General features: G+C 65.0%; 17 protein-coding genes. 4 read left to right on the top strand and 13 right to left on the bottom strand.

Features of this window, described 5'->3' with window-relative positions; all coding sequences use genetic code 11:
- The 3 genes from A5906_RS44570 to A5906_RS18065 form a co-directional block, all read right to left on the bottom strand.
- Positions 1 to 628, bottom strand: a 628-nt coding sequence (locus tag A5906_RS44570) for an ABC transporter permease (protein ID WP_245326774.1), incomplete at its 3' end; no start/stop codon positions are given.
- Positions 625 to 2,151 (bottom strand): sugar ABC transporter ATP-binding protein, encoded by a 1,527-nt coding sequence (locus A5906_RS18070; RefSeq protein ID WP_080136733.1) that lies wholly within the window; start codon positions 2,149 to 2,151, stop codon positions 625 to 627. The genes A5906_RS44570 and A5906_RS18070, both read right to left, overlap by 4 nt.
- Positions 2,152 to 2,209: 58 nt before the next feature.
- Positions 2,210 to 3,172, bottom strand: a complete 963-nt coding sequence (locus tag A5906_RS18065; protein WP_080136732.1) for a sugar-binding protein — start codon at positions 3,170 to 3,172, stop codon at positions 2,210 to 2,212.
- Between the two features lie 251 nt (positions 3,173 to 3,423).
- Here A5906_RS18065 and A5906_RS18060 point away from each other — a divergent pair, with 251 nt between their 5' ends.
- Entirely contained in the window at positions 3,424 to 4,692 is a 1,269-nt protein-coding gene (locus tag A5906_RS18060; protein ID WP_080136731.1) for an ROK family protein, read from the top strand.
- A 71-nt stretch (positions 4,693 to 4,763) separates the two neighbouring features.
- On the opposite strand, the gene A5906_RS18055 is transcribed toward A5906_RS18060, so the two are convergent.
- The 6 genes from A5906_RS18055 to A5906_RS18030 form a co-directional block, all read right to left on the bottom strand.
- Positions 4,764 to 5,513, bottom strand: a complete 750-nt coding sequence (locus A5906_RS18055) for a phosphorylase (RefSeq protein WP_080136730.1) — start codon at positions 5,511 to 5,513, stop codon at positions 4,764 to 4,766.
- On the bottom strand, positions 5,510 to 7,477 hold the full coding sequence (gene shc, locus A5906_RS18050; RefSeq protein WP_080136729.1) for a squalene--hopene cyclase: 1,968 nt from the start codon (positions 7,475 to 7,477) through the stop codon (positions 5,510 to 5,512). The genes A5906_RS18055 and shc overlap by 4 nt, the downstream gene beginning before the upstream one ends.
- Before the next feature lie 51 nt (positions 7,478 to 7,528).
- Positions 7,529 to 8,785 (bottom strand): hydroxysqualene dehydroxylase HpnE, encoded by a 1,257-nt coding sequence (gene hpnE, locus A5906_RS18045; RefSeq protein WP_080136728.1) that lies wholly within the window; start codon positions 8,783 to 8,785, stop codon positions 7,529 to 7,531.
- Positions 8,785 to 9,624, bottom strand: coding sequence for a presqualene diphosphate synthase HpnD (gene hpnD / locus A5906_RS18040; RefSeq protein WP_080136727.1), 840 nt, complete (start codon positions 9,622 to 9,624; stop codon positions 8,785 to 8,787). Before hpnD ends, hpnE begins: the two co-directional genes overlap by 1 nt.
- A complete protein-coding gene (gene hpnC, locus A5906_RS18035; RefSeq protein ID WP_080136726.1) occupies positions 9,614 to 10,498 on the bottom strand; it encodes a squalene synthase HpnC in 885 nt (294 codons plus the stop codon). The genes hpnD and hpnC overlap by 11 nt, the downstream gene beginning before the upstream one ends.
- 191 nt (positions 10,499 to 10,689) lie before the next feature.
- Complete coding sequence (locus A5906_RS18030; protein WP_008553259.1) at positions 10,690 to 10,923, bottom strand: hypothetical protein; 234 nt, start codon at positions 10,921 to 10,923, stop codon at positions 10,690 to 10,692.
- Positions 10,924 to 11,378: 455 nt separating this feature from the next.
- Between A5906_RS18030 and A5906_RS18020 the strand changes: the two genes are divergently transcribed.
- Together A5906_RS18020 and A5906_RS18015 are read left to right on the top strand one after the other, a co-directional pair.
- Positions 11,379 to 11,876 (top strand): hypothetical protein, encoded by a 498-nt coding sequence (locus tag A5906_RS18020; RefSeq protein WP_018648252.1) that lies wholly within the window; start codon positions 11,379 to 11,381, stop codon positions 11,874 to 11,876.
- Between the two features lie 64 nt (positions 11,877 to 11,940).
- Positions 11,941 to 12,786, top strand: coding sequence for a hypothetical protein (locus tag A5906_RS18015; RefSeq protein ID WP_080136724.1), 846 nt, complete (start codon positions 11,941 to 11,943; stop codon positions 12,784 to 12,786).
- Positions 12,787 to 12,800: 14 nt separating this feature from the next.
- On the opposite strand, the gene A5906_RS18010 is transcribed toward A5906_RS18015, so the two are convergent.
- The 4 genes from A5906_RS18010 to A5906_RS17995 all read right to left on the bottom strand — a co-directional run bounded on the left by A5906_RS18010 (position 12,801) and on the right by A5906_RS17995 (position 19,277).
- Positions 12,801 to 15,167, bottom strand: a complete 2,367-nt coding sequence (locus tag A5906_RS18010; protein ID WP_080136723.1) for an efflux RND transporter permease subunit — start codon at positions 15,165 to 15,167, stop codon at positions 12,801 to 12,803.
- Between the two features lie 207 nt (positions 15,168 to 15,374).
- Entirely contained in the window at positions 15,375 to 16,160 is a 786-nt protein-coding gene (gene eutC, locus A5906_RS18005) for an ethanolamine ammonia-lyase subunit EutC (RefSeq protein WP_080136722.1), read from the bottom strand.
- On the bottom strand, positions 16,157 to 17,743 hold the full coding sequence (locus tag A5906_RS18000; RefSeq protein ID WP_080136721.1) for a B12-binding domain-containing radical SAM protein: 1,587 nt from the start codon (positions 17,741 to 17,743) through the stop codon (positions 16,157 to 16,159). Before A5906_RS18000 ends, eutC begins: the two co-directional genes overlap by 4 nt.
- A gap of 151 nt (positions 17,744 to 17,894) precedes the next feature.
- On the bottom strand, positions 17,895 to 19,277 hold the full coding sequence (locus tag A5906_RS17995; protein WP_080136720.1) for an ethanolamine ammonia-lyase subunit EutB: 1,383 nt from the start codon (positions 19,275 to 19,277) through the stop codon (positions 17,895 to 17,897).
- Between the two features lie 220 nt (positions 19,278 to 19,497).
- Here A5906_RS17995 and A5906_RS44565 point away from each other — a divergent pair.
- Positions 19,498 to 20,481: HAMP domain-containing protein (locus tag A5906_RS44565; RefSeq protein WP_245326773.1), on the top strand; the 984-nt coding region annotated here is incomplete at its 3' end.

Raw genomic sequence — 20,481 nt, 5'->3', positions numbered from 1 at the left:
CGGTTGCGATCACGATATTGGTGTTGATGCCCGAGAAGCGCGCCGCCTCCTCGTTCTTGCCGACGGCATAGAGCCAGCGCCCGTAGACCGAGCGGTGCAGCACCACGCCGAGGACAAGCGCAAGGATGATCAGAAGGATGAAGGTGTTCGGGATGCCCGCCACATTGCCGGAGGCAATGCTGCTCAACGTCGCGGCCTCATCGCCGTAGCCGAAGCCGCGTGTCGAGTCGGACGTATAGTAGCGGGCGGCGCCGCGATAGATCAGCAACCCGCACAGCGTCACGATGAAAGGCTGCATCTTCAGCCGGGTGACGAGGAAACCCTGGATTCCTCCCAGCACCAGCCCGCCCAGCAAAACGGCCAGCAGCGCCAGGGGCCAGGGAACCTGATGAGTCGTCAGAAGGTCGATGAATATGACGCCGAGCAGCGCGAACATCGAGCCAAGCGAGAGGTCGATGCCGCCGGTGATGATCACGAGCCCCTCGCCGAGCGCAAACACGCCGAACAGGCCGATCAGATTGGCCATGTTCAGCAGGTTCACCAGCGACAGGAAGGCCGGATTGATCGCGCCGGTGACGGCGGAAATCACCAGGAGCAGCAAGCCCAGGCCGAGTTCTTTTTTGTTCATGGCGCAGCCGCTTCCACGGTGTCCGGCGCCTGGCCGATGGCAAGCTGCAGCACGTTGTATTCGCTGAATTGCGGGCGCTCCAGCACGCCGCTGACGCTCCCTTCATGCATCACCGCGATCCGGTCGGAGACGCCAATGACCTCCTCCATGTCCGAAGAAATCATCACGATCGCGACGCCCTGGTCGGCGAGTTCGCGCATCAGCGTGTAGATCTCGCTCTTGGCACCGACATCGACGCCACGGGTCGGCTCGTCAAAGAACATCACGCGCGGCCGCATCGAAAGCCACTTGCCCAGCACGACCTTTTGCTGGTTGCCGCCGGAGAGCGTCACCGCCTCCGTATCGATGCTGGGCACCTTGATGGAGAGGCGCCGCACCTGCTCCTTGGCGACCTTGCGCTCGGCCGGGCCGCTGACCAGCCACATCCACGCATAATCCAGCAGGCTGGCCAGGGTCACGTTCTCCCGGATCGGCAGCTCCAGCACGAGCCCGGATTTCTTGCGGTCTTCCGGCATCAGATAGATGCCTTGCCTGATCGCGTCCCGCGGCGATGCGACATCGACCGGCGCGTTGTCGATCCTGATCTCGCCGCCCAGCGGCGGGTCAATGCCGAAAGCGGCGCGAGCCAGCGAGGTGCGGCCGGCGCCCACGAGCCCTGCCAGCCCGAGTATCTCGCCATGCCGCACGGAAAGATCGATCTGCCGGTCGGGAAAGGCCGATGTCACGAGGCCGACGATGTCGCAGCCGCCCGGCTGCGGCGGCCGCTTCGGCGCCGTATGCAGCGCTTTCAGGTCGCGACCGATCATCAGCCGGATCATTGCGGCATGGCTCAGCCCGTCCCGCGCCAGCTCGCCGACCGTGCGCCCGTCGCGGAGCACCACGACGCGATCGGCGCAGGTCATGATCTCGCCGAGCCGGTGAGAGATGTAGATCACCGAGATGCCGTGCGCCTTCAGATCGGCAATCACCTCCAGCAGCCGTTCGGTCTCCGAAATCGTCAGGCTGGAGGTCGGCTCGTCCATGATGATCACGCGTGCGTCGATCGAGAGCGCCTTGGCGATCTCCACCAGCTGACGCTCGGCGATCGACAGATTGTCGACCAGCGTGTCCGGGGTGAAATCGGCGCCCAGCCGCTCCAGCAGCGGCGTCACGCGGGCGCGCATCTCCGCCTCGTCCACCAGCTTCAGCGGGCCGCCGACAAGTCTCTCGCGTCCGATGAAGACGTTCGCGGCGACGTCGAGATTTTCGAAAAGGTTCAGTTCCTGATGCACGAAGGCGATGCCGGCCTGCGTCGCCTCGTTCACCGTCATACGGTCGTGCTCGGTGCCGCCGATGCGGATCACGCCCTCGCTCGGGGCGATCACGCCGCCCAGCACGCGCATCAGCGTCGATTTGCCGGCGCCGTTCTCGCCGATCAGGCCCAACACCTCGCCGCGGTACACACGCAGGCTGACGTCGTCGAGGGCCATGACCCCGGGATAGGACTTGCTGATCCCGGCGAGTTCGAACAGGATTTCCGCCATTCATTTCCTCCCGCACGACGCCCGGCTGTGCCAGCCGGGCGTCGAAAGGCGCTGAAAGTCACTTCTTCAGAAGTGCCTTCAGATTTGCGGTGAATTCCGCGACGTTGGACTTGCTGATCACTTGCGTGGGGACGATCAGCTTGCTGTCAGCCGGGATCCAGGACTTGTCGCCGTTCAGGGTCTTGATGATGTTGGTGGCGGAGAGATACCCGAATTCGTACGGCTGCTGCACGACCGTGGATTCGATTGTGCCGTCGGATATTCCCCGCAATGTGCGCTGGTCCTCGTCGAAGCCGACGATCTTCACCTTGCCGGCCTTGCCCGCCGCCTTGACCGCATCATAGATCAGCGGCGTCTCATAGCTCCAAAGACCGGACAGCAGCGCAATGTCGGGATATTTGACGAGCACGTTCTCCATGTTCGCTTTGGCCTTGGCGAAGTCCACCTGGTCGGTGAACACGTCGACCAGCTCGACCTTGGTGCCGGCGATCGCGTCCTTGATCCCCTGCACCCGCTCGCGGGCATTGTCCGCGTCCATCGTGCCGACGAACAGCGCGATCTTGCCGCCGTTCGGCAGCGCCTTCTTGATCTCCTCGCCTGCTTGCCGCCCGGCCGCGACGTTGTCGGTGCCGATATAGGCGAGACGATTGCTCTGCGGCGCGTCGCTGTCCGTCGTGATCAATACGGTCTTGGCCGCAACCTTGTTGAGCTGCTCGGTCGCATGCGGCGCATCGTCGACCGAGATGGAGATGCCGGCGACGCCGCGCACCAGCAAGTCGTCCAACTCGCGCCGCTGGCCCGCCGCCGTGCCGTCGTTGGTGACGATCAATTCGATATTGTATTCCGGGTGTTCCTTCTGCGCCTTTTCGAGCCCGCGGCCGGCGATGATCCAGAAGTCGGCAGCAACATTGGTGACCAGCGCGATGGTCTTCTTCTGCTGGGCCGGCGCCACACCCGACGCCATCGCGAGCGCGGCAGTCGCGAGCAACGGCACTAGCAATTTCTTCATCGATCCGTTCATCTGCACCTCCCTTTGCCCCCTGACGAGGGCTTCACAGCGCTTTTGCGCCTATTTTATTCACGCAGCGAAGAAATGTCGCAGAGCAAAAACACCGAAATCAGGATGTACTGGCCCCTTCTTCAAGCGGAAATAGTACATGAGGTATGATATTAGTAAATATGGCTCGCAAACGGCGCCTTATGGCTGTGCTTTTCCGATCACACTGCCTTTCTGACCCAAATTAATTTCACTTGATGAATAAAAGAGACAACATGGTTGACCAAATTGAGCCGCCGAAGCGCGTTTCAGGCATCGCCCGCGGCTCCAACCGCGGCCGCCTCGTCGAAGTCCTGCGCCGTCAAGGGCCATTGCCGCGCGTGGAGCTCGCCCGGAGCACGGGATTGAGCTTCCCCGCCGTTTCCGGCCTGACGTCGCGACTGATCGCGGAGGAGCTGCTGTGCGAGACCGAAACAGCGGCAACCCCATGGTCCGACGACACGGACGAAGACGATGCGGACGGACTGAACGGCCGCCGCCGTGGCCGGCCCGCCGTGCTGCTGACCCTGAACCCGGAATTCGGTCGCATCATTGCGATCTCGCTGCGCATGAATCTCATTGAAACGCTGATCGCGGATTTCAGCGGCTCCGGCCTGGCGCAATCGCGACTCGAAATCGCGACGCGGGCTCTCGATGCAAGCGCGCTGTGCGATCTCGTGATTGCGCAGATCGATGCGATGCTCGAAGCGACGGCTACACCGCGCCATCGCCTGCTGGGAATCGGGATTGCCCTCCAGGGCATCGTGAACGCGGATACCGGCCGGCATCTTTGGAGCCCGGCGCTGTCCATCACCGATATCGATCTGGTGACGCCGGTGCGCCAGGCTTTCGGCGCCGAAGTCGTGATGGCGAATGACGCCGTCGCGGTTGCACTCGCCCTCACCGCTGCGGAGCCGTCACTGGCGCAGGGCCTCTCGGCCACGATCATGGTCGGCCACGGCGTCGGCATGGGCGTCGTCGTCGACGGCGAAGCGCGCTGGGGCGCCGGTGCCGGCAGCGAGATCGGCCATATCAAATTGGGATCGAACGGGCCGCAATGTCGCTGCGGCCAGCGCGGCTGCATCGAGGCCCATCTCGCCGACTACGCGCTCTACCGCGACGCCCGCACTTTCCTCGACTTGCCGCCGGCGGCGGCGCAACAGCCTTCCGAGGCGCAGATGGCCCTCCTGCGCGAGCGAGCGCGGAGCGGCGATCCCCGTCTCGAGCACGTCTTCCAGCAGGCAGGTCGCGCGCTCGCCGAGGCGGTCGCGGCAACGATATCCGTGCTGCGCCCACACCATGTGATCCTGGCGGGACCCGGCCTGCAGGCGTTTGACATGATGCGCCGCGCCTATGAGGAGCGGCTCGAGCAAGCGGTGTTGCCTTGGCTGCTCAAGTCCACGGCGATCTATCTGCGCCCAAGCGAGTCGGCGGCAATCGTCGAGGGCATGATGCGACGGACGCTGTGGGTCGTGGACCGAAACCGCATGGAGGCGACCGAGTAAGCACGTACCAAAACGCAGAAAGGCCCGGTCGCCAGTGGCGACCGGGCCTGTTGTTTTATCGCATCAACAGCTCAGGCCGCCTTGGAGACCAAGGCCTCGCTGTCGACGAGCTCGGTGCCGATCAGATAGTCGCGGCAGCCGCGAAGTGAGCGCAGCGCGCGGTTGAAGTCGATGCCGGTCGAGACCAGCGCATGCAGCGTCGCCGGGTTGCGCACGATGCCGCGCAGCACGGCGGCGAGGTCGATCTGGCCGTTTGGCTTGATCGCGGCGCGGGCGATCGCGGGCAGCGCGCGGTGGGCGGGATCGCTGATGACGCGGACCGCGGCGAAGGGAAGCCCGGCCTCGGCGGCGTAGGCGGCCGCGATGTGGCTCTCCATGTCGACGGCGAAGGCTCCCGTCTCCGAATGCAGCGCCGCCTTGCAGGACCGCTTCGTGACCACCTCTTCGGCGCCGGCGAGGCTGCCGCGCACCACGCGGCGGCGGCCCGAGGTCAGGCGCTCGATCAGGTCGTCACCCAGCGACAGGCCGGCGGCCCAGCGGGTGTCGCCGGAGAGCACCTCGGTCGCCAGCACGACGTCGCCGGAGCGCAACGTCGGGTCGAGCCCGCCGGCCACGCCGAACGAGATCACGCCGCGAATCGTCTCGGGATCCACCACCGTCAGCAGCGCCCGCAACTGGGCCGGACTGCTGGACGAACAGATGACCGCCATGCCAGGTCCGGCCGCAATACGGGCCTCCTGCACCAGTCCGGTCACGATCAGTATCGGCCGCGGGTCGATGGCATTACCCGCGGTAACATAGTCCCCCGTCCCCAAAGTCACATTCCGACCCCTACCACCCTGCTGTTGGTGTTCCGCAAGTTCCGATACCGCGCCAACGCCCACAGCGGAAAGAACTTTGGGTAACCATGATACCGTAGATAGAACACGCGGGGGAAGCCTGTGGCGGTATACCGCTGCTCGTCCCACAGTCCTTTTTTGTTCTGTGTTGCAATCAGGTACTCCACCCCGCGGGCGACGGCCGGGTGATCAACCTCGCCAGCCGCCATCAGGGCAAGCAAGGCCCATGCCGTTTGCGAGGCGGTTGAGGGCGCAGCCTCCCAGCCTTTGTAGTCCAGCCGGTAGCTGACCGCGTCCTCGCCCCAGCCGCCGTCCTTGTTCTGGATCGAGGCCAGCCAGGCCGCGGCTTTGCGAATCATGGGGTCCTCGTGATCGACGCCGGCCATGTTGAGGGCGCAGAGCACCGACCAGGTTCCATAGATGAAGTTCATGCCCCAGCGGCCGTACCAGGACCCCTCCGGGTGCTGGGTCTTCCGCAAATAGGCAACGCCGTCGGCGACGTGCCTGCTGGTCTTCTCGGTCTCGCCGAGCTGGGCCAGCATCGAGATGCAGCGCGCGGTGACGTCCTCGGTCGGCGGATCGAGCAGCGCGCCATGGTCCGAGAACGGGATGTTGTTGAGGTAGTATTCGAGGTTGTTGACGTCGAAGGCGGCCCAGCCGCCGTCGTCGCTCTGCATGCCCTCGATCCACTCCCTGCCGCGGGCAATCGCGGCATCATAGCCGGTCGCGCCGTGCTCCCGGCGCATGCGGTCCATCGACATCACCACGACAGCGGTGTCGTCGAGGTCGGGGTAATACGCGTTGTTGTACTGGAAGGCCCAGCCGCCCGGACGCACGTCGGGCCGCTTCACCGCCCAGTCGCCCTTCACCTCGAGCTCCTGCTTGGGGATCAGCCAGTCGAGGCCCTGCTTGGCCGCAGGCACCGCCTTGTCGCCGCCGGCCTCCAGCAGCGCATGCGCAGTCAGCGTGGTGTCCCACACCGGTGAGACGCAAGGCTGGCAATAGGCTTCGTCGTCGCTGATCACGAGCAGCTTTTCGATGCCGCGGCGCGTGATCGCGCGCGGCGGGAAGTTCTCGTCCTTGCCGAGCGCGTCGTACATCATGACGATGTTGGCCATCGGCGGATAGATCGCGCCCATGCCGTCCTCGCCGTTGAGGCGTTCCTCGGTGAAGGCGAGCGCGGCGTCGATCGCGCGCTTGCGCAGGCTCTTCGGAAACAGCGGCTCGATGACACGCAAGATCGCGTCGAGCGAACGGAACAGCAGGAACCAGGCCATGCTCTGATGCGGCGCCTTCGCGGTCATGCCGATCGAGCGCGGATCCTGCAGGAACAATTCATCGATGCCGACGCCCTTCGGATTCCTGGCGCGCGGCTTCAACGCGGCGATCACCATCAACGGCACCATGGTGGTGCGCGCCCAGTAGGAGATCTTGTTGAGGTGGAACGGCGACCAGAACGGCAGCAGCACGATCTCGATCGGCAGCACCGGCACCGCGCGCCAAGTCACGACGCCGAAGGTTGCGAGCAGGAAGCGGGTGAAGACGTTGCTGTTGATCGCGCCGCCGCGAGCGTGGATCGCCTCGCGCGCGCGCACCATATGCGGAGCGTCGATGGAATCGCCGATCATCTTGAGCGCGAAGTAGGCCTTCACGCTGGCGCTCATGTCGAATTCGCCGTCATGCACCAGCGGCCAGCCGCCATGAGCGCCCTGCACACGGCGGAGATAGTTCGCGATCTTGGCCTCGAGCACGGTGTCGACGGGCTCGGCGAGATAGTGGCGCAAGAGGATGTACTCGGCCGGAATCGTGCAGTCGGCCTCGAGCTCGAACACCCAATGGCCATCCGCTTGCTGGAAGCCGAGGACGCCTTGCGTCGCCGACGCAATGCTCGATTCCAGGATGCCCGGCTGAAGGGCTTCGCCGCTGGTCGCGTTCACGGAATCCATCTCGCTCGATTGCTCCGATAGTCGATTGAAATTGACCGGGACACTTGCCCGTCAGGGCCGCTTTGCGGCCAAAACCAGATCGGCGGCGCGATCGCCTGATCGAACCGATCCCTCGATGGTTGCCGGCAATCCCGTAGCAGTCCAGTCGCCGGCGAGGAATAGGTTTTTCAGTGCGGTGACCGGCCCCGGACGCAGGGCATTCTGGGCAGGCGTCGCCGCAAATGTGGCACGGCGCTCACGCACGATCTGCCAAGGGGGCAGCTCGCCGGAGACACCGCCCGCCTTGCAGACGTCGTTCCAGATCGCCTGCGCGAGTTCCTCGCGCGGCATGTCGACCAGGCGGTCGCCGTTGCTGATGGTGACGGACAGCCGGTTCGGGAACGCGAACAGCCATTCCACGACGCCGCCGATCACGCCGAGGATCGGCGCCGAGCCCGGCGGCGGTGTGATACGGAAATGCGCGTTCACGATGGCGCGGAATTCGGTCGGCGTCTTCAGGCCCGGCAGCAGGCTGGACGCCGCGCGCGGCGGCACCGCCATCACGACGACATCACCCGCAGCGAGCTGAATCACGTCCTCGCCGCCGAAGTTCAGCGCGGTCGCCTTGCCGTCGGCGCTGACGAACGAACGCAGCTCATGGCCGAGCTGAACGGTGTGGCCGCGCTCCTGCAAAAACGTCACCGCGGGCTCGATCAGCACGGCGCTGAGACCGTCGCGCGCGATGAGCGGACGGCAGGCCTGCCCGCCGGCGAGCAGAGTCTCGCGCACGATCGCGCCGGCGAGCCCGGCCGACCCCTCGGGCGGATCGACGTTGAGCGCCGCCAGCAGCAGCGGCTGCACCAGGCGCTGATAGAGGATGCCTTCGGTCGGAATGGACTTGCCGACCAGCGTCTCCTCCGACGCCCAGATCAGCGGCGCCAGCTTGAGATAATCGGTGAGGCCGGTGTCGGGCACGCGGCGGCTTTCGTCGAGCACCCAGGTCGGCCATCGGCCGTCGCCGAGATCGATCTGCCAGCGCTGCCCTGTCTTGAGATCGACGAACGGGAATTGTGCGCTGTCGGGACCCACGAGGCCCGCCTCGGTGCCGATCGAGCGCGCATAGGCGCGCGCATGGCTGTTGCCCGACAGCAGCAGGTGATTGCCGTTGTCGATGGTGAGATTGGTCGCGCCGTCGAAATAGGACCGGCAGCGGCCACCGGCCTGATGCGTCGCCTCGTGCACGGCAACCTTGAAGCCGGCATTGGCGAGCCGCACCGCGGCGGAGAGGCCGGAAATTCCGGCACCGATGATGTGAGCTGTGTTTTGCATCAGATGAAAGCGTAACGGAGCAGGATCAGGATGCGTGTGATCTTCGACACACGCACCGGCTCGCGCGGCGCGTTGAACCCGCGCGCGATCAGGAGGTCCAGAATGGAATGATAATATTTCGACATGATCCGCGGCGCGCGCACGGCGCGGCGCTTGTTGCGATTCATGATCTCGTCCGACTTCTCGAAATGCACCTTCGCGCGTTGCGCCAGCGGCAGGCAGACCTTCGGCAGGGCGCGCTCGGTGATGACGCGGTTCGGATCGTTGGAGGTGATGCCGGCATGCAGCAGCGCCTCGCGCGGCAGATAGAGCCGGCCAAGACCGGCGTCCTCGTCGATGTCGCGCAGGATGTTGGTGAGCTGAAGCGCGCGGCCGAGATGATGGGCGAGCAGGATGCCGTCTTCTTCCGGCATGCCGAACACCCGTACCGACAGCCGCCCCACGGCGCTGGCGACGCGGTCGCAATACAGATCCAGCGTCGCCATGTCGGGCGCGCGGATGTCCTGCGGCACGTCCATCTCCATGCCGTCGACGATGGCCAGGAAATCCTCGCGCTTGAGTCCGAAGGTCTTCACCGAGGCGACGTAGTCCTTCAGCCGCGGCGGCGGATTGCCCCGATAAAGCGCGTCGATGTCGTTGCGCCATTGCTGGAGCGCGGCGAGCCGCTCGTCGCGCGGCCCGTCGGAATCGGCGATGTCGTCGACCTGGCGGCAGAAGCTGTAGATCTGGAACATCGCCTCGCGCTGGTCGTGCGGCAGGATGCGCATCGCGGCATAGAACGAGCTGCCGGATGCGCTCGGGCCATAACTGGCGCCGGGCGTGGTCGCCTCAAGCGTCATGGGCAGTCCCCGGTCTGGAAATGGCCTTGCGTCCGATCGCGCGGCGGCCGACTTCGCCGATCATGCCGGCGAGGCTGAAGGTGAGAAGCTCGAACTTGTTCAGATGCACGCGTTCGCGCAAGGGATCGCGCACCTTCAAGAGGCCCACGATGCGGTCGGCATAGGCCTGGATGACGGAGACGTCGACGCCGAGGCGGAAATCCCGGATTTCCGCGCTCAACGACCTGCCCTCATCGAGCAGCGCTTCGTTGCGCGCGGCGAGCGACTGCAGGCAGGCCAGCATCGCCGGCGGCGACTGGGGGAGGCCAAGCTGCTCGACCGAAGCACCGCTCGCGGCCAGCGCATCGCGCGGCAGATAAACACGGTTGAGCTCGCGGAAATCCTTGCCGCAATCCTGCAGGTGGTTGTTGATCTGCAGGCCGGCGCAGAGCGCATCCGACGCGGCCCAGGTCGAAGTGCTCTCGCCATGGACGTCGAGCATGAAACGGCCGACCGGCATCGCCGAATAGCGGCAATAGTGGATGACCTCGTCCCAGGTCTCGTAGCGCAGCTTGGTCACGTCCATGCGGAAGGCGATGAGCACGTCGAGCGCGTGGCGCGGCGCCATGCCGCGCTCGGCCAGCGCGCGGCGCAGCGTGACGGCCTCAGCCTGGGTATCGCCCTTGCCGAGCAGTTCCGCCTCGAGCAGGTCGAGATAGGCGAGCTTCTGGTCGGGCGGCAGGGTCGCGTGGTCGGCGATGTCGTCGGCGGTGCGGACGAAATTGTAATAGGCGAGGATCAGGGCGCGATGACGCGGATGAATGATCCAGGACGCGACGGGAAAATTCTCGTCGCGGTCACCCTTGCCGGATCGCAATTCGCTCGCTGAGGTCATCGAGGGCTGGCTAACAATCGTTTGGACAGGAAGGGCTTTTTCGCTCGCGCGGGCTCATGCCGGCGATGCCGCCGCGGCCCCCATATAGGGGAATACGGCCGCAAAACCAATCCTGCTCTCGATGGCTGCCCTGTGTGGATCGGGCCCGAAAAGGCGGCCCCGGGGGCCGCCTGGTGGGCCAATGGCCGATCTTACTGGTTGTGGTTCTTCAGGACCTGGTCGCAGGCCTGCGAGATCTTGGCCCGGTTCTCCTTCAGGCAGGCCAGGATGGTGAAATCGCCCTGGTCGATGACCGGACGGCAGAACTTCTGCACATCGCGCGTGCAGGCCTTCTGCTCGGCGTCCGTGCCGCGCCCTTGCTGAGCGAACGCCGCCGTCGAAAGGGATGCCGACAGCAGGGTGAGAGCGACGAGAAGCTTACGCATTGTATTCCTTCATTCTGACGGCAGAATCGCACCAATCCCGGACTGCACAGGACGGCCGGAACGGATTGTTCTGATGGCAAGTGCCGCGGAAAGTGCGGCCTCGGAGAAGGCACAAGCACTGGCAAATGCGGCCAAATTGGCGCCGCACCCACCAAATCGGGTCTTCCCTGCGCCTTCCTTGGCAGATGTAAGGGTTTGATACTACGTCATAATTCAGAGAGCCCGCATTTTGCTGCACGGCTGTTGCAGCGCTGCATCTCTCCCCCGCCGTTTCGGCCGGAAACACACCGAAACGCGCCTCATCGCAGGGGTCCGGGCACCGCGCCAGATCGCCGTGAACCACCATCTCTCGCCCTGGCGCGTTGAACCTGACACAGGCTCGGAACACTAAACCTTCGATGTGGCGAGACGTCCTTCATTCTCAGCGGACGTCGTTCCAAAACGGGATATTCATGATGAAGTTCTTTGGGCGATCTGGACTGGCAATCACGGCGGCCGGCGTTGGAGCTGCGCTGCTTTTCTCGGTTTCGGCAAGCCACGCACAGTCGTCCGGACCGTTTGCCGGCTTCGACGGCGCGTGGACCGGCACCGGCACGGTCTCGCTGTCCGACGGCTCCACCGAACGCATCCGCTGCAAGGCAGACTACAAGGTCGCCGGCAGCGGTCTCAACCTCAAGCAGGCCCTGCACTGCGCCTCCGACAGCTACAAGTTCGACCTGACCAGCGACGTGACCAGCCAGGGCGACCGCATCTCCGGCAACTGGAGCGAGGCGAGCCGCAATATCTTCGGCAATCTTCAGGGCACCGCCGGCGGCGGCCAGATCGACGTGTTCGTCGAGGCCAACGGCTTCGCCGCCAATCTGTCGCTGCGCACCAACGGCACCAAGCAGACGGTGCAGATCTCTTCCAAGGGCGAGATCCGCGGCGTCAACATCACGATGACGAAGGGCTGACGCCCTTCCCAGCCGATGAGGAACACGCCCCCGGTTCTCCGCGAGCCGGGGGCTTTTTGCTGACATGAACCATCTCCGTAGACACTTGCTCAAAGCAATCGGGCTCTTCGCCGCCAGTCGCGCATGGGCCAATGATCAACCGTCAATCCAGCGGGAGACGGACATGCAGCCTTCGTCGGTAAAACCGCGGCACGTGCTCTGCTTCCTCGGCAAGGACGACGGCCTGCTGCACCCGCCGAAGGCGGTGGCCAGGACGATCGCCGATTTCGGCTTCGAGATCGATCGCACCTATTCGCAATCCAAGCCCGATCCGCACATGGAGCGCTCGTTCGGCGTGTGCTGGGACCGCGTCTTCCCGAAAGCGTGGTCCGCGGCAGACGAAGCGGCCGTCGTCAATCACAAGGCGGTACTCTACGTTCTGAGCCCGCCGCTGGAGCAGCAGAAGGCGGTCGCTTATTCGGCGGCGGCCTTGCGCATCGTCGAGGAGATGATCGAGGCCGGCGCCACCGCCGTGAAGGGCGAAAGTGCGGGTATCGCCCACGGACTTGCGCGATGGCGTAGCCTCGCCGACCAGGCACGTACGGGCGCAAAAACCAGCCAGGGCCTCGGCATGACGCTCGCTCTCTCCAAAACCTGTCGCCTTGCCTTCGCCAAGCGCCCGCTCGGCGGCGACCGCTATTACGAGACCGTCGGCTATCACCTCGTCGGCCTGCCGGAGGTCTATGTCGCGAAATCGCGCGGCAACGAGTGGTCCGCGGTGATGCTGATGGAGGAGATCGCCAACGCCATGGCCGAGCACGGCATCGATGCGACATTGCGCGATCGCAAGCTCACGCTGTCACGGGAGCAGGACTACGCCGAGGACGATTTCAAGTTCAACCCGTACGGGATCGTCCGCGTCGAGGTGTGAGCGCCGCCCCACGCTCAGATCGCCGGCTTGTCCGGACCTTGCAGCTTCCCGTGCAGGTTGATCAGCCACATCGCGGTCGGCCGCAGGATGAAGAGGTCGGCGACGAGCGCCATGACCATCGAGAAGGCACTGAGCCAGCCGAACAGCCGCAGCGACGGCAAGTCGGAGAACACGGTGACGACGAGGCCGCAGGCCAGCACCACCGTGGTCAGGATCAGCGCGGGGCCGACTAGCACGGTCGCCCGCTCCACCGCGAGCGCCGAGCCGACGCCCGGCTTGCTCTCGAGCCTCAGGCGGTTGAGGAAGTGGATGGTGGCGCTCAAGCCCAGGCCGAACGAGACGGTGAGCGCGACGACGCTGGCGAATTGCAGCCCCTCACCCATCGCCCACAGCACCGTTCCCGACATCACGACCGGGAAGATGCCCGGCAGGATGCAGGCGAGCATCACCACCCATGAACGGAAGGCAAGGCCGATGAAGATCGCGACCAGCGCGAATTCCACGGTCAGGCCGCGGTTCAGCTTCTCGATCATGCTGGCCGAGTTGCGCGCCGCAATCGCGGCAAGACCGGTCACCGCGATCTCGTAGCCGGGATGCTTCTTGCGGATCGCGTCGAGCTCGGTATCGAGCTTGTCGACGATCGGCAGCAGCTGGCTGGAATCCTTGTCCGGCACGCGGCCCGCGACCACCACGGCGTCCTGCTCGGCGTCGATGAAGCGCCGCACCAGATGCTCGGGGATGACGCTGACATATTCCTTCAGCGTCGCGACGTCGGCGCTGCCGGCCTTTTCCGCGAGCCAGCGGCGCAGCGTCTCGAGCGACCAGACGTTGCCGACGCCGGCCGCCTTCTCCACGGTCGCATGCACGTCGGCGATGGTCTGCAGCGTCTCCGGCGAATAGAGCGTTTCACCCTTGGGGAACGCAATCAGCACGTTGACCGGGTTGGCGCCGGTGAGCTTGGCGTCGAGCCGGTCGCTGGCGGCGACAGCCTGGCGCTTGTCCGGCACCTGGTCGGCGAGCCGGTAGCGCGGCTCCAGATTGGCGTAGATGACGCCGAGGCCGCCGACGAACAGCACCGCGATCAGGCTGAACAGGCCGGGCCGGCCGACCATGCGCACCGCGATCCAGTAGCAGAAATTGCGCAGCGCCTGGACGCCGGCATCGGCGCCCTGGAACTTGACCGCGAAGACCTTCTCGTTGCGCACGAACAGCACGCCGAACACGGGCACCAGCGACAGCACCGCGACCAGCGCGATGATGGTGGCGGCAAGGCCCGCCTCGCCGAACTTGCGGATCAGGTCGGAATTGGAGAACTGCAGCGCGATGAAGGAAATGCCGGCGGTGCCATGCGTCAGCACGCAGGCCGGTCCCACCACCAGCACCGCGTTCTTGAACGCGGTGAACTTGTCCTGGCCGGCGATCAGCCGGTCGCGCGCCGCGAAGGTCAGCTGCATCGAATCCGAGAAGCTGATGACCATGATGAGCGGCGTCATCACGTTCAGGAACATGTTGAGGTTGAAATTGGCCCAGCCGAGCGCGCCGAGCGCCAGCAGGATCGCGATCATCGGCGGGAACGCCGCAGCGATCATGAAGGAGATCTTGCGGAAGAAGATGATGGCGATGACGCAACCGGCGAGGATGCCGAGGATGTTGTAGGTCAGCCCGTCGCGCTCGACCGCGTTGCGGATCTCGAGCTGCATCACCGGCACGCCGGAGAGCTGCACGTTGAGCCCGGTGTCGCTGAGGTCTTCCTTCATCAGCGCGCGGATGTCGCCCACGGTCTTGGTCAGCTTGCTGGAGGCGACCACCTCCGGATCAAGCGAGAGCACGATCAGCGCCAGCGTGCCGTCCTCCGACAGCAGCTTGCCGCGGATGATCTCGTTGTTCTTGACGGTCTCGATGAACTTGTCATAGGCCGCCCCCTCGGGCAGCTCGGGCGGGAACAGCGCCGCCGGCAGCTTGCCCGGCGCCGGTGCCTGGCGCGCCGAGAACAGCGAGACGAGGCCGCGCGTGCCCTCGACCAGCTGCATGTCGGTGATGAAGTCGCGCAGCTTCTCGAGGTTGTTCCGCGCCAGCAGGGTCTTGCCCTCGACCACGACCAGGACGTCGAACTCCTCGGCCGGGAACTTCTTCGTCACCTCTTCATACTGCTTGAATTCGCGTGTGTCGGAACGGAACAGCTGCGACAGCGAATCGTCGATCTTGATCCGGTAGATGCCGAATACGGCGCCGACAATCAGGGCGAGCAGGACGATGCAGGAGACGATCGGGGCCCGAACGGCGATCAGGCCGAGCCGCTCCAGCCCGAAGGCGATGGAGGACGCAGGTCCCTGCTCGACCTTGTCGACATGAACCTCACTCTCGCTGTGCTTTTCGAGCATGCCTTGTCCAGTTCCTAAATCGGCTCGGTCTTGTGAGCTTATTGCGCCCCGCGAACGGCTTGAAAACGCCATACCAATGGGAGGCTTGCCCCTTGAAAATGCGCGGAAAAACGCCGGCAGCGGTTTAGCAGGTCGAAAGGCCTTTTCGCAAGCAGCCGAAGGGTGGCCGAATCGATCAAGATGCGGCGATTTTTCCGGAAATGCCCGTCATTCCGGCAAAGCCGTGCCAATTCGACGCGGCACCCTGTCGGCGCTCTCATCCTTCAGCGCCACGCCCGAAACCTCCCGGGCGAGGCCCTCGCGGATCAGCCAGCCGATCTTGAAGGCGGCCTCGTCATGGCTCAACCCAGCCTTGTGGATGTTCGACACGCAATTGCGCTCGGCATCGGTGCGGCCCGGCTTCGGCGCGAAGGTGAGATAGGCGCCGAGACTGTCCGGCGCGGACAGGCCGGGCCGTTCGCCGATCAGCATCACGACCATGCGGGCACCGAGAATCGCGCCGATCTCGTCGCCGAGCGCGACACGCGCGCCTGAGGCGACGACGACATGGCCGAGCGCGACCGCATCGCCTTCGGCAAGCAGCGGCAGCAGGCGCGAGACCAGCGCCACCGCATGGGCGTGGACCGCCGCAGCCGAGAGGCCGTCGCCGATCACGAGCGCGAGCTGGCATGGCCCGGCGGCGTCCCGGGCGAGAGCTTTGGCGGAATCCGGATCGAGCTGGCGTCCGAGATCGGGCCGCCGCAGATAGTCTCTGCGGTCGACGGCCCGGCTCCTCACCTCGCTGACGGCAAGGCCAAGCGCACCGAGATCGGCGACCAGGCGCGGCGTTTCGAAGACGGCGTGCACCGCGTCGCGGGCGCGGGCATGGTCCAGCGTGAAATCGAGCAGCGGCCTTGTCGGCACGCTCGCACCGCTGCGCCCGAGCGCAACGCGCGCGGGCGTAAACGACCTGAGGTCGATCAAGGGACGGGCCGGAACGGACTTGTCGCTCATTCGGCGGGAACGGCGGCCTCACGCAGCCGGATCGAGTAGTTCGAGGCGTTCTGCTTGCCGCTGGAGGCCGCGCGCGCAAAGGTGATGAGATGGTGCGCGATCAGGGTGCAGCCGATCAGGCCTTCGATGTCGCCGCGCTTGATGCGTCCGAGCGCGAACTTCCAGAACACGCGCTTGTAATCACCGAGCACGCCGACCTTCCAGAAGATGTTGCGCAGCATGACGAGACCGCGCCGGATGTTCGGCCAGGTTTTCATCTCGTCGGGGACCGGCATCTTGAGACGGTGGGGATACACGTGATCGCACTGGTATTGGAAGCGCGCATAAACCTTCTCGGGCTCGTAGGCGACGCCCATGGCGTGCTTCCAGGATGCGACGACATCGTCATAAGGCAGCAGGAAGTCCACGTTGGAATCGCGTCCTTCGTCCTCGACCAGGCGCCCTTCCTTCTCCAGCCGATCCCATAGCGGCGTCTTCGGCAGCGCCTGAAGCAGGTTGATGGTGAGCAGCGGAATCCGGGACTCCTCGACGAAGGAGAGCAGCGCCTCCGACGTGTTGGGCTTGTCGGTGTCGAGCCCCATGATGATGCCCGAGACGACTTCCATGCCGTAGGAGTTGATAGTGCGCACGCCCTCCAGGATCGGGACCATCATGTTGTGGTCCTTGTGCATCGCCTTCAGCGCATCGGGGTCGGGCGTCTCGATGCCGCAGAAGATGGTGATGAAATAGGCCTCGCGCATCTTCTCGAGGATCTCGGGCCGCTTGGCGATGTTGAGCGTCGCCTCGCAGGCGAGCCGTACCACATAGCCGGTCTTCTTCTGCCATTCGATCAGATGCGGCAGCAGATCCATCGCCGCCTTGCGATTGCCGATGAAATTGTCGTCGACGAAATAGACCGTGTCGGTCATGCCGCATTCGCGCAGGCGATCGAGCTCGGCGATGATCTGCTCCGGCGTCTTGATGCGTGGGTTGCGGCCGTAGAGGCCGGGGATGTCGCAGAACTCGCACTGATAGGGACAACCGCTGGAATACTGGATGCTGCCGAGGAAGTATTTCTTCACGTCGGCGAGCTCGTAGGCCGGGATCGGGAATTCCGTCATCGGCACCCGGTCCTTGGTAGTGAGCACCACCTGTTCGTCAGGGCGCGAGGTGTCGCGCGACAGAATCTCGATCAGCTGGTTGGTGGCGTCACCGAGCTCGCCGACATGGAGATAGTCGAACGACGGATAATAGTCCGGACAGGCGCTCACGGAGGGACCGCCGAGCGCGACCGGCAGATCGAACTCGTGGGCGCGGCGGCAGATGTCATTCATCTGCTGGCGCTGGATATGCATGCCGCTGACGAACACCGCTTCCGCCCACTCGAACTCTTCCTTCGTGGTGCGGCGCAGGTTCTCGTCGACGAATTTGACCTGCCAGTCCTTCGGAAGATAGGCGGAGATCAGCAGCAGGCCCTGCGGCGGCATGAAGGCGCGGACGCCATCGGTCAGTGGATAGGAATGCTCGAACGTACCGAACGAAGATGTGTAGCGCGGAAACACGCAGAGAATCCGCCGGGACGTACCGTTGCTTTCAGCTCGCATCAAAGCTCCCCCGCCACGCTCGACCTGGTTGCGGAAATTGCCAGCCAGACACATAGCGTAATGCGGTCGCCGGAATTTCTCAATATTGTGGCGTAGGCATAATTCCGAGAGGGACCAATGGTTTCCTGAGGGAGTTGGCGTCTCCCGCGCCTCACGCGATCAGCCGCGAGGCAAAATCGGGCAGCAGGCCTGCATCGCCGGCAAGGCGGAAATTCGCGTCCACGATGCCCGACTGCGCCAGCCAGTCGTCGAATTCCGGCGCGCGGCGCAGACCGAAGACGTCCCGGACATAGAGCGCGTCGTGAAAAGACGTCGACTGGTAGTTCAGCATGACGTCGTCGGCACCGGGCACGCCCATGATGAAGGTGACGCCGGCAGCGGCGAGCAGCGTCAGCAGGTTGTCCATGTCGTCCTGGTCCGCCTCGGCATGGTTGGTGTAGCAGATATCGAGTCCGAGCGGCAGGCCGAGCAGCTTGCCGCAAAAGTGATCCTCCAGGCCCGCCCGGATGATTTCCTTGCCGTCGTAGAGATATTCCGGGCCGATGAAGCCGACGACGCTGTTGACGAGGAGCGGCGCGAATGCGCGGGCGACCGCATAGGCGCGCGCCTCGCAGGTCTGCTGATCGACGCCGTGATGGGCGCCCGCCGACAGTGCCGAGCCCTGCCCGGTCTCGAAATACATCACGTTCTGCCCGACCGTGCCGCGCCTCTGCGACAGGGCGGCCTCCTGTCCTTCCCTCAGCAACGCGAGGTCGATGCCAAAGCTGCGGTTGGCGGCCTCGGTGCCGGCAACCGACTGGAAGACGAGGTCGACCGGCACGCCCTGCCCGATCAGCGACAGCGTCGTCGTGACATGGGTCAGCACGCAAGCTTGCGTCGGAATCTTCAAGCGCCCGATGATCTCGTCGAGCAGCCGCAGCAACTGGGCGATGACCGCCGGGTCGTCGCTGGCCGGATTGATGCCGATGCAGGCATCGCCAGCCCCCAGCAGGATGCCGTCGAGGATCGAGGCGGTAATGCCCCTGGCGTCGTCGAAGGGATGGTTCGGCTGCAGCCGCGTGCTCATTCGTCCTTTCAGCCCGATGGTGTTGCGGAAGGCGGTGGTGACCTGGCACTTCCGCGCCGCCAGGATCAGGTCCTGGTTGCGCATCAGTTTTGACACTGCGGCCGCCATCTCCGGGGTGATGCCGGGGGCCAGCTTGCGCAGGACCTCCGGCGTCGCAGCGTCCGACAGCAGCCAGTCGCGGAAGGCCCCGACGGTCAACGATGCCACCGGCGCAAAGGCCTCGGCGTCATGGCCGTCGAGAACGAGGCGGGTGACCTCGTCCATCTCGTAGGGGATGACGGCTTCCTGCAGAAACTGGCCGAGCGGCACGTCCGCGAGCGCCATCCGGGCCGCGATCATCTGCTCGGCGCTGCCTGCGGCAATGCCGGCCAGCCGGTCGCCGGAGCGCGGCGGGGTCGCCTTGGCGAGCAGGTCGCGCAGGTCCGCGAAGGCATAGGTCGTGGCGTCGATGGTATGGCGGTAGACCAAAGGCCCCTCCGGGGTTCGTCGGCCAAGGGCCGACTCCAGACTGTCCTGACACTATACCTTTGGATCAAGACGCTGAAATATCTTAGCTTTCATTCGACCAAGGACGAAGGGCGCCAAGGGCGCGTTAACGCCGCGTCCATCTTCGTTTCGCATAGTTTTGCAACAATTCCGCACCACCGCGCTCACCGGCCGATCCAGGCCATTCCGGGCCCCGAAAACCATGACCATCGACCGATCTGGGAATGCCGCCGGGCTGGCAGGCCGCTTCACGCTTGCCACCAAGCTCTACGCGATCTTCGCGCTGTTTGCGCTGCTCACCGCGGCGATCGCGATGCTGTCCGACTACAACAGCCGACGCAGCGCCGACCTGACCAGCGCGATCGAGACGGCGAACGCAGCCGCGCTGAACGTCGAGCGCGTCAACTCGCTGGTCTATGCGGTGGTGATGGAATCGCGCGGCGTCTACATGTCGACCGAGCCTGCGGTGGTGAAGAAATACGGCGAGGGCCTGCTCAAGTTCAACGCCCAGATCCTCGACGTCGTCAAGCGCTGGGAGACCATCGTCAAGGCCGACGATGCCGAGCAGTTCGCGACCTTCAAGAAGCGCATCGAGCAGTTCGTGGAATTCCGCAAGGAGCTGGTGCGGCGCGGCGTCGAGATCAATGCGGCCGCAGGCCGCGAATGGGGCGACAACGACGCCAACCGTGCCGTGCGCTCGGCGCTGAACAAGGACCTCGAGGCGCTGTCCAAGGTCTATGCGGAACGCGCCAGGCAGATCGCGCACGAGACCGAGACCAACCGCACCCTGTCCTTCGTCCTGACCTGCCTCGGCGGCCTGGCGCTGGCTCTCGTCGTGATCGGCATCGTCATCATCGCCCGCTCGATCGCCCGGCCGCTCGCCGCCATCACCGCCACCATCAAGCAGGTCGCCGACGGCGCCGAGGACGTCGAGGTGCCGCACTCCGGCCGCGCCGACGAGATCGGCGCACTCGCCCGCGCGATCCAGGTGTTCCAGGACGCGATGGCGCGCAATCGCAACCTCGCTTCGCAGGTCTCGCAGGATTCCGCCGCGCGCGAGGCACGCGCCCGCCATATCGAGCAATCCGTCGAGGCGTTCCGCGAGGCGATCGGCGCGATCATGCGCGGCCTCAGCGACAACGCCTCCGTCATGCGCGAGACGGCGCAGACCATCACCCGCGTCACC

It is taken from the genome of Bradyrhizobium sacchari, from assembly GCF_002068095.1.
Taxonomy (GTDB): domain Bacteria; phylum Pseudomonadota; class Alphaproteobacteria; order Rhizobiales; family Xanthobacteraceae; genus Bradyrhizobium; species Bradyrhizobium sacchari.
Note: the sequence above shows the minus strand (reverse complement) of the source record. Positions and strands in the feature narration are given on the sequence as shown.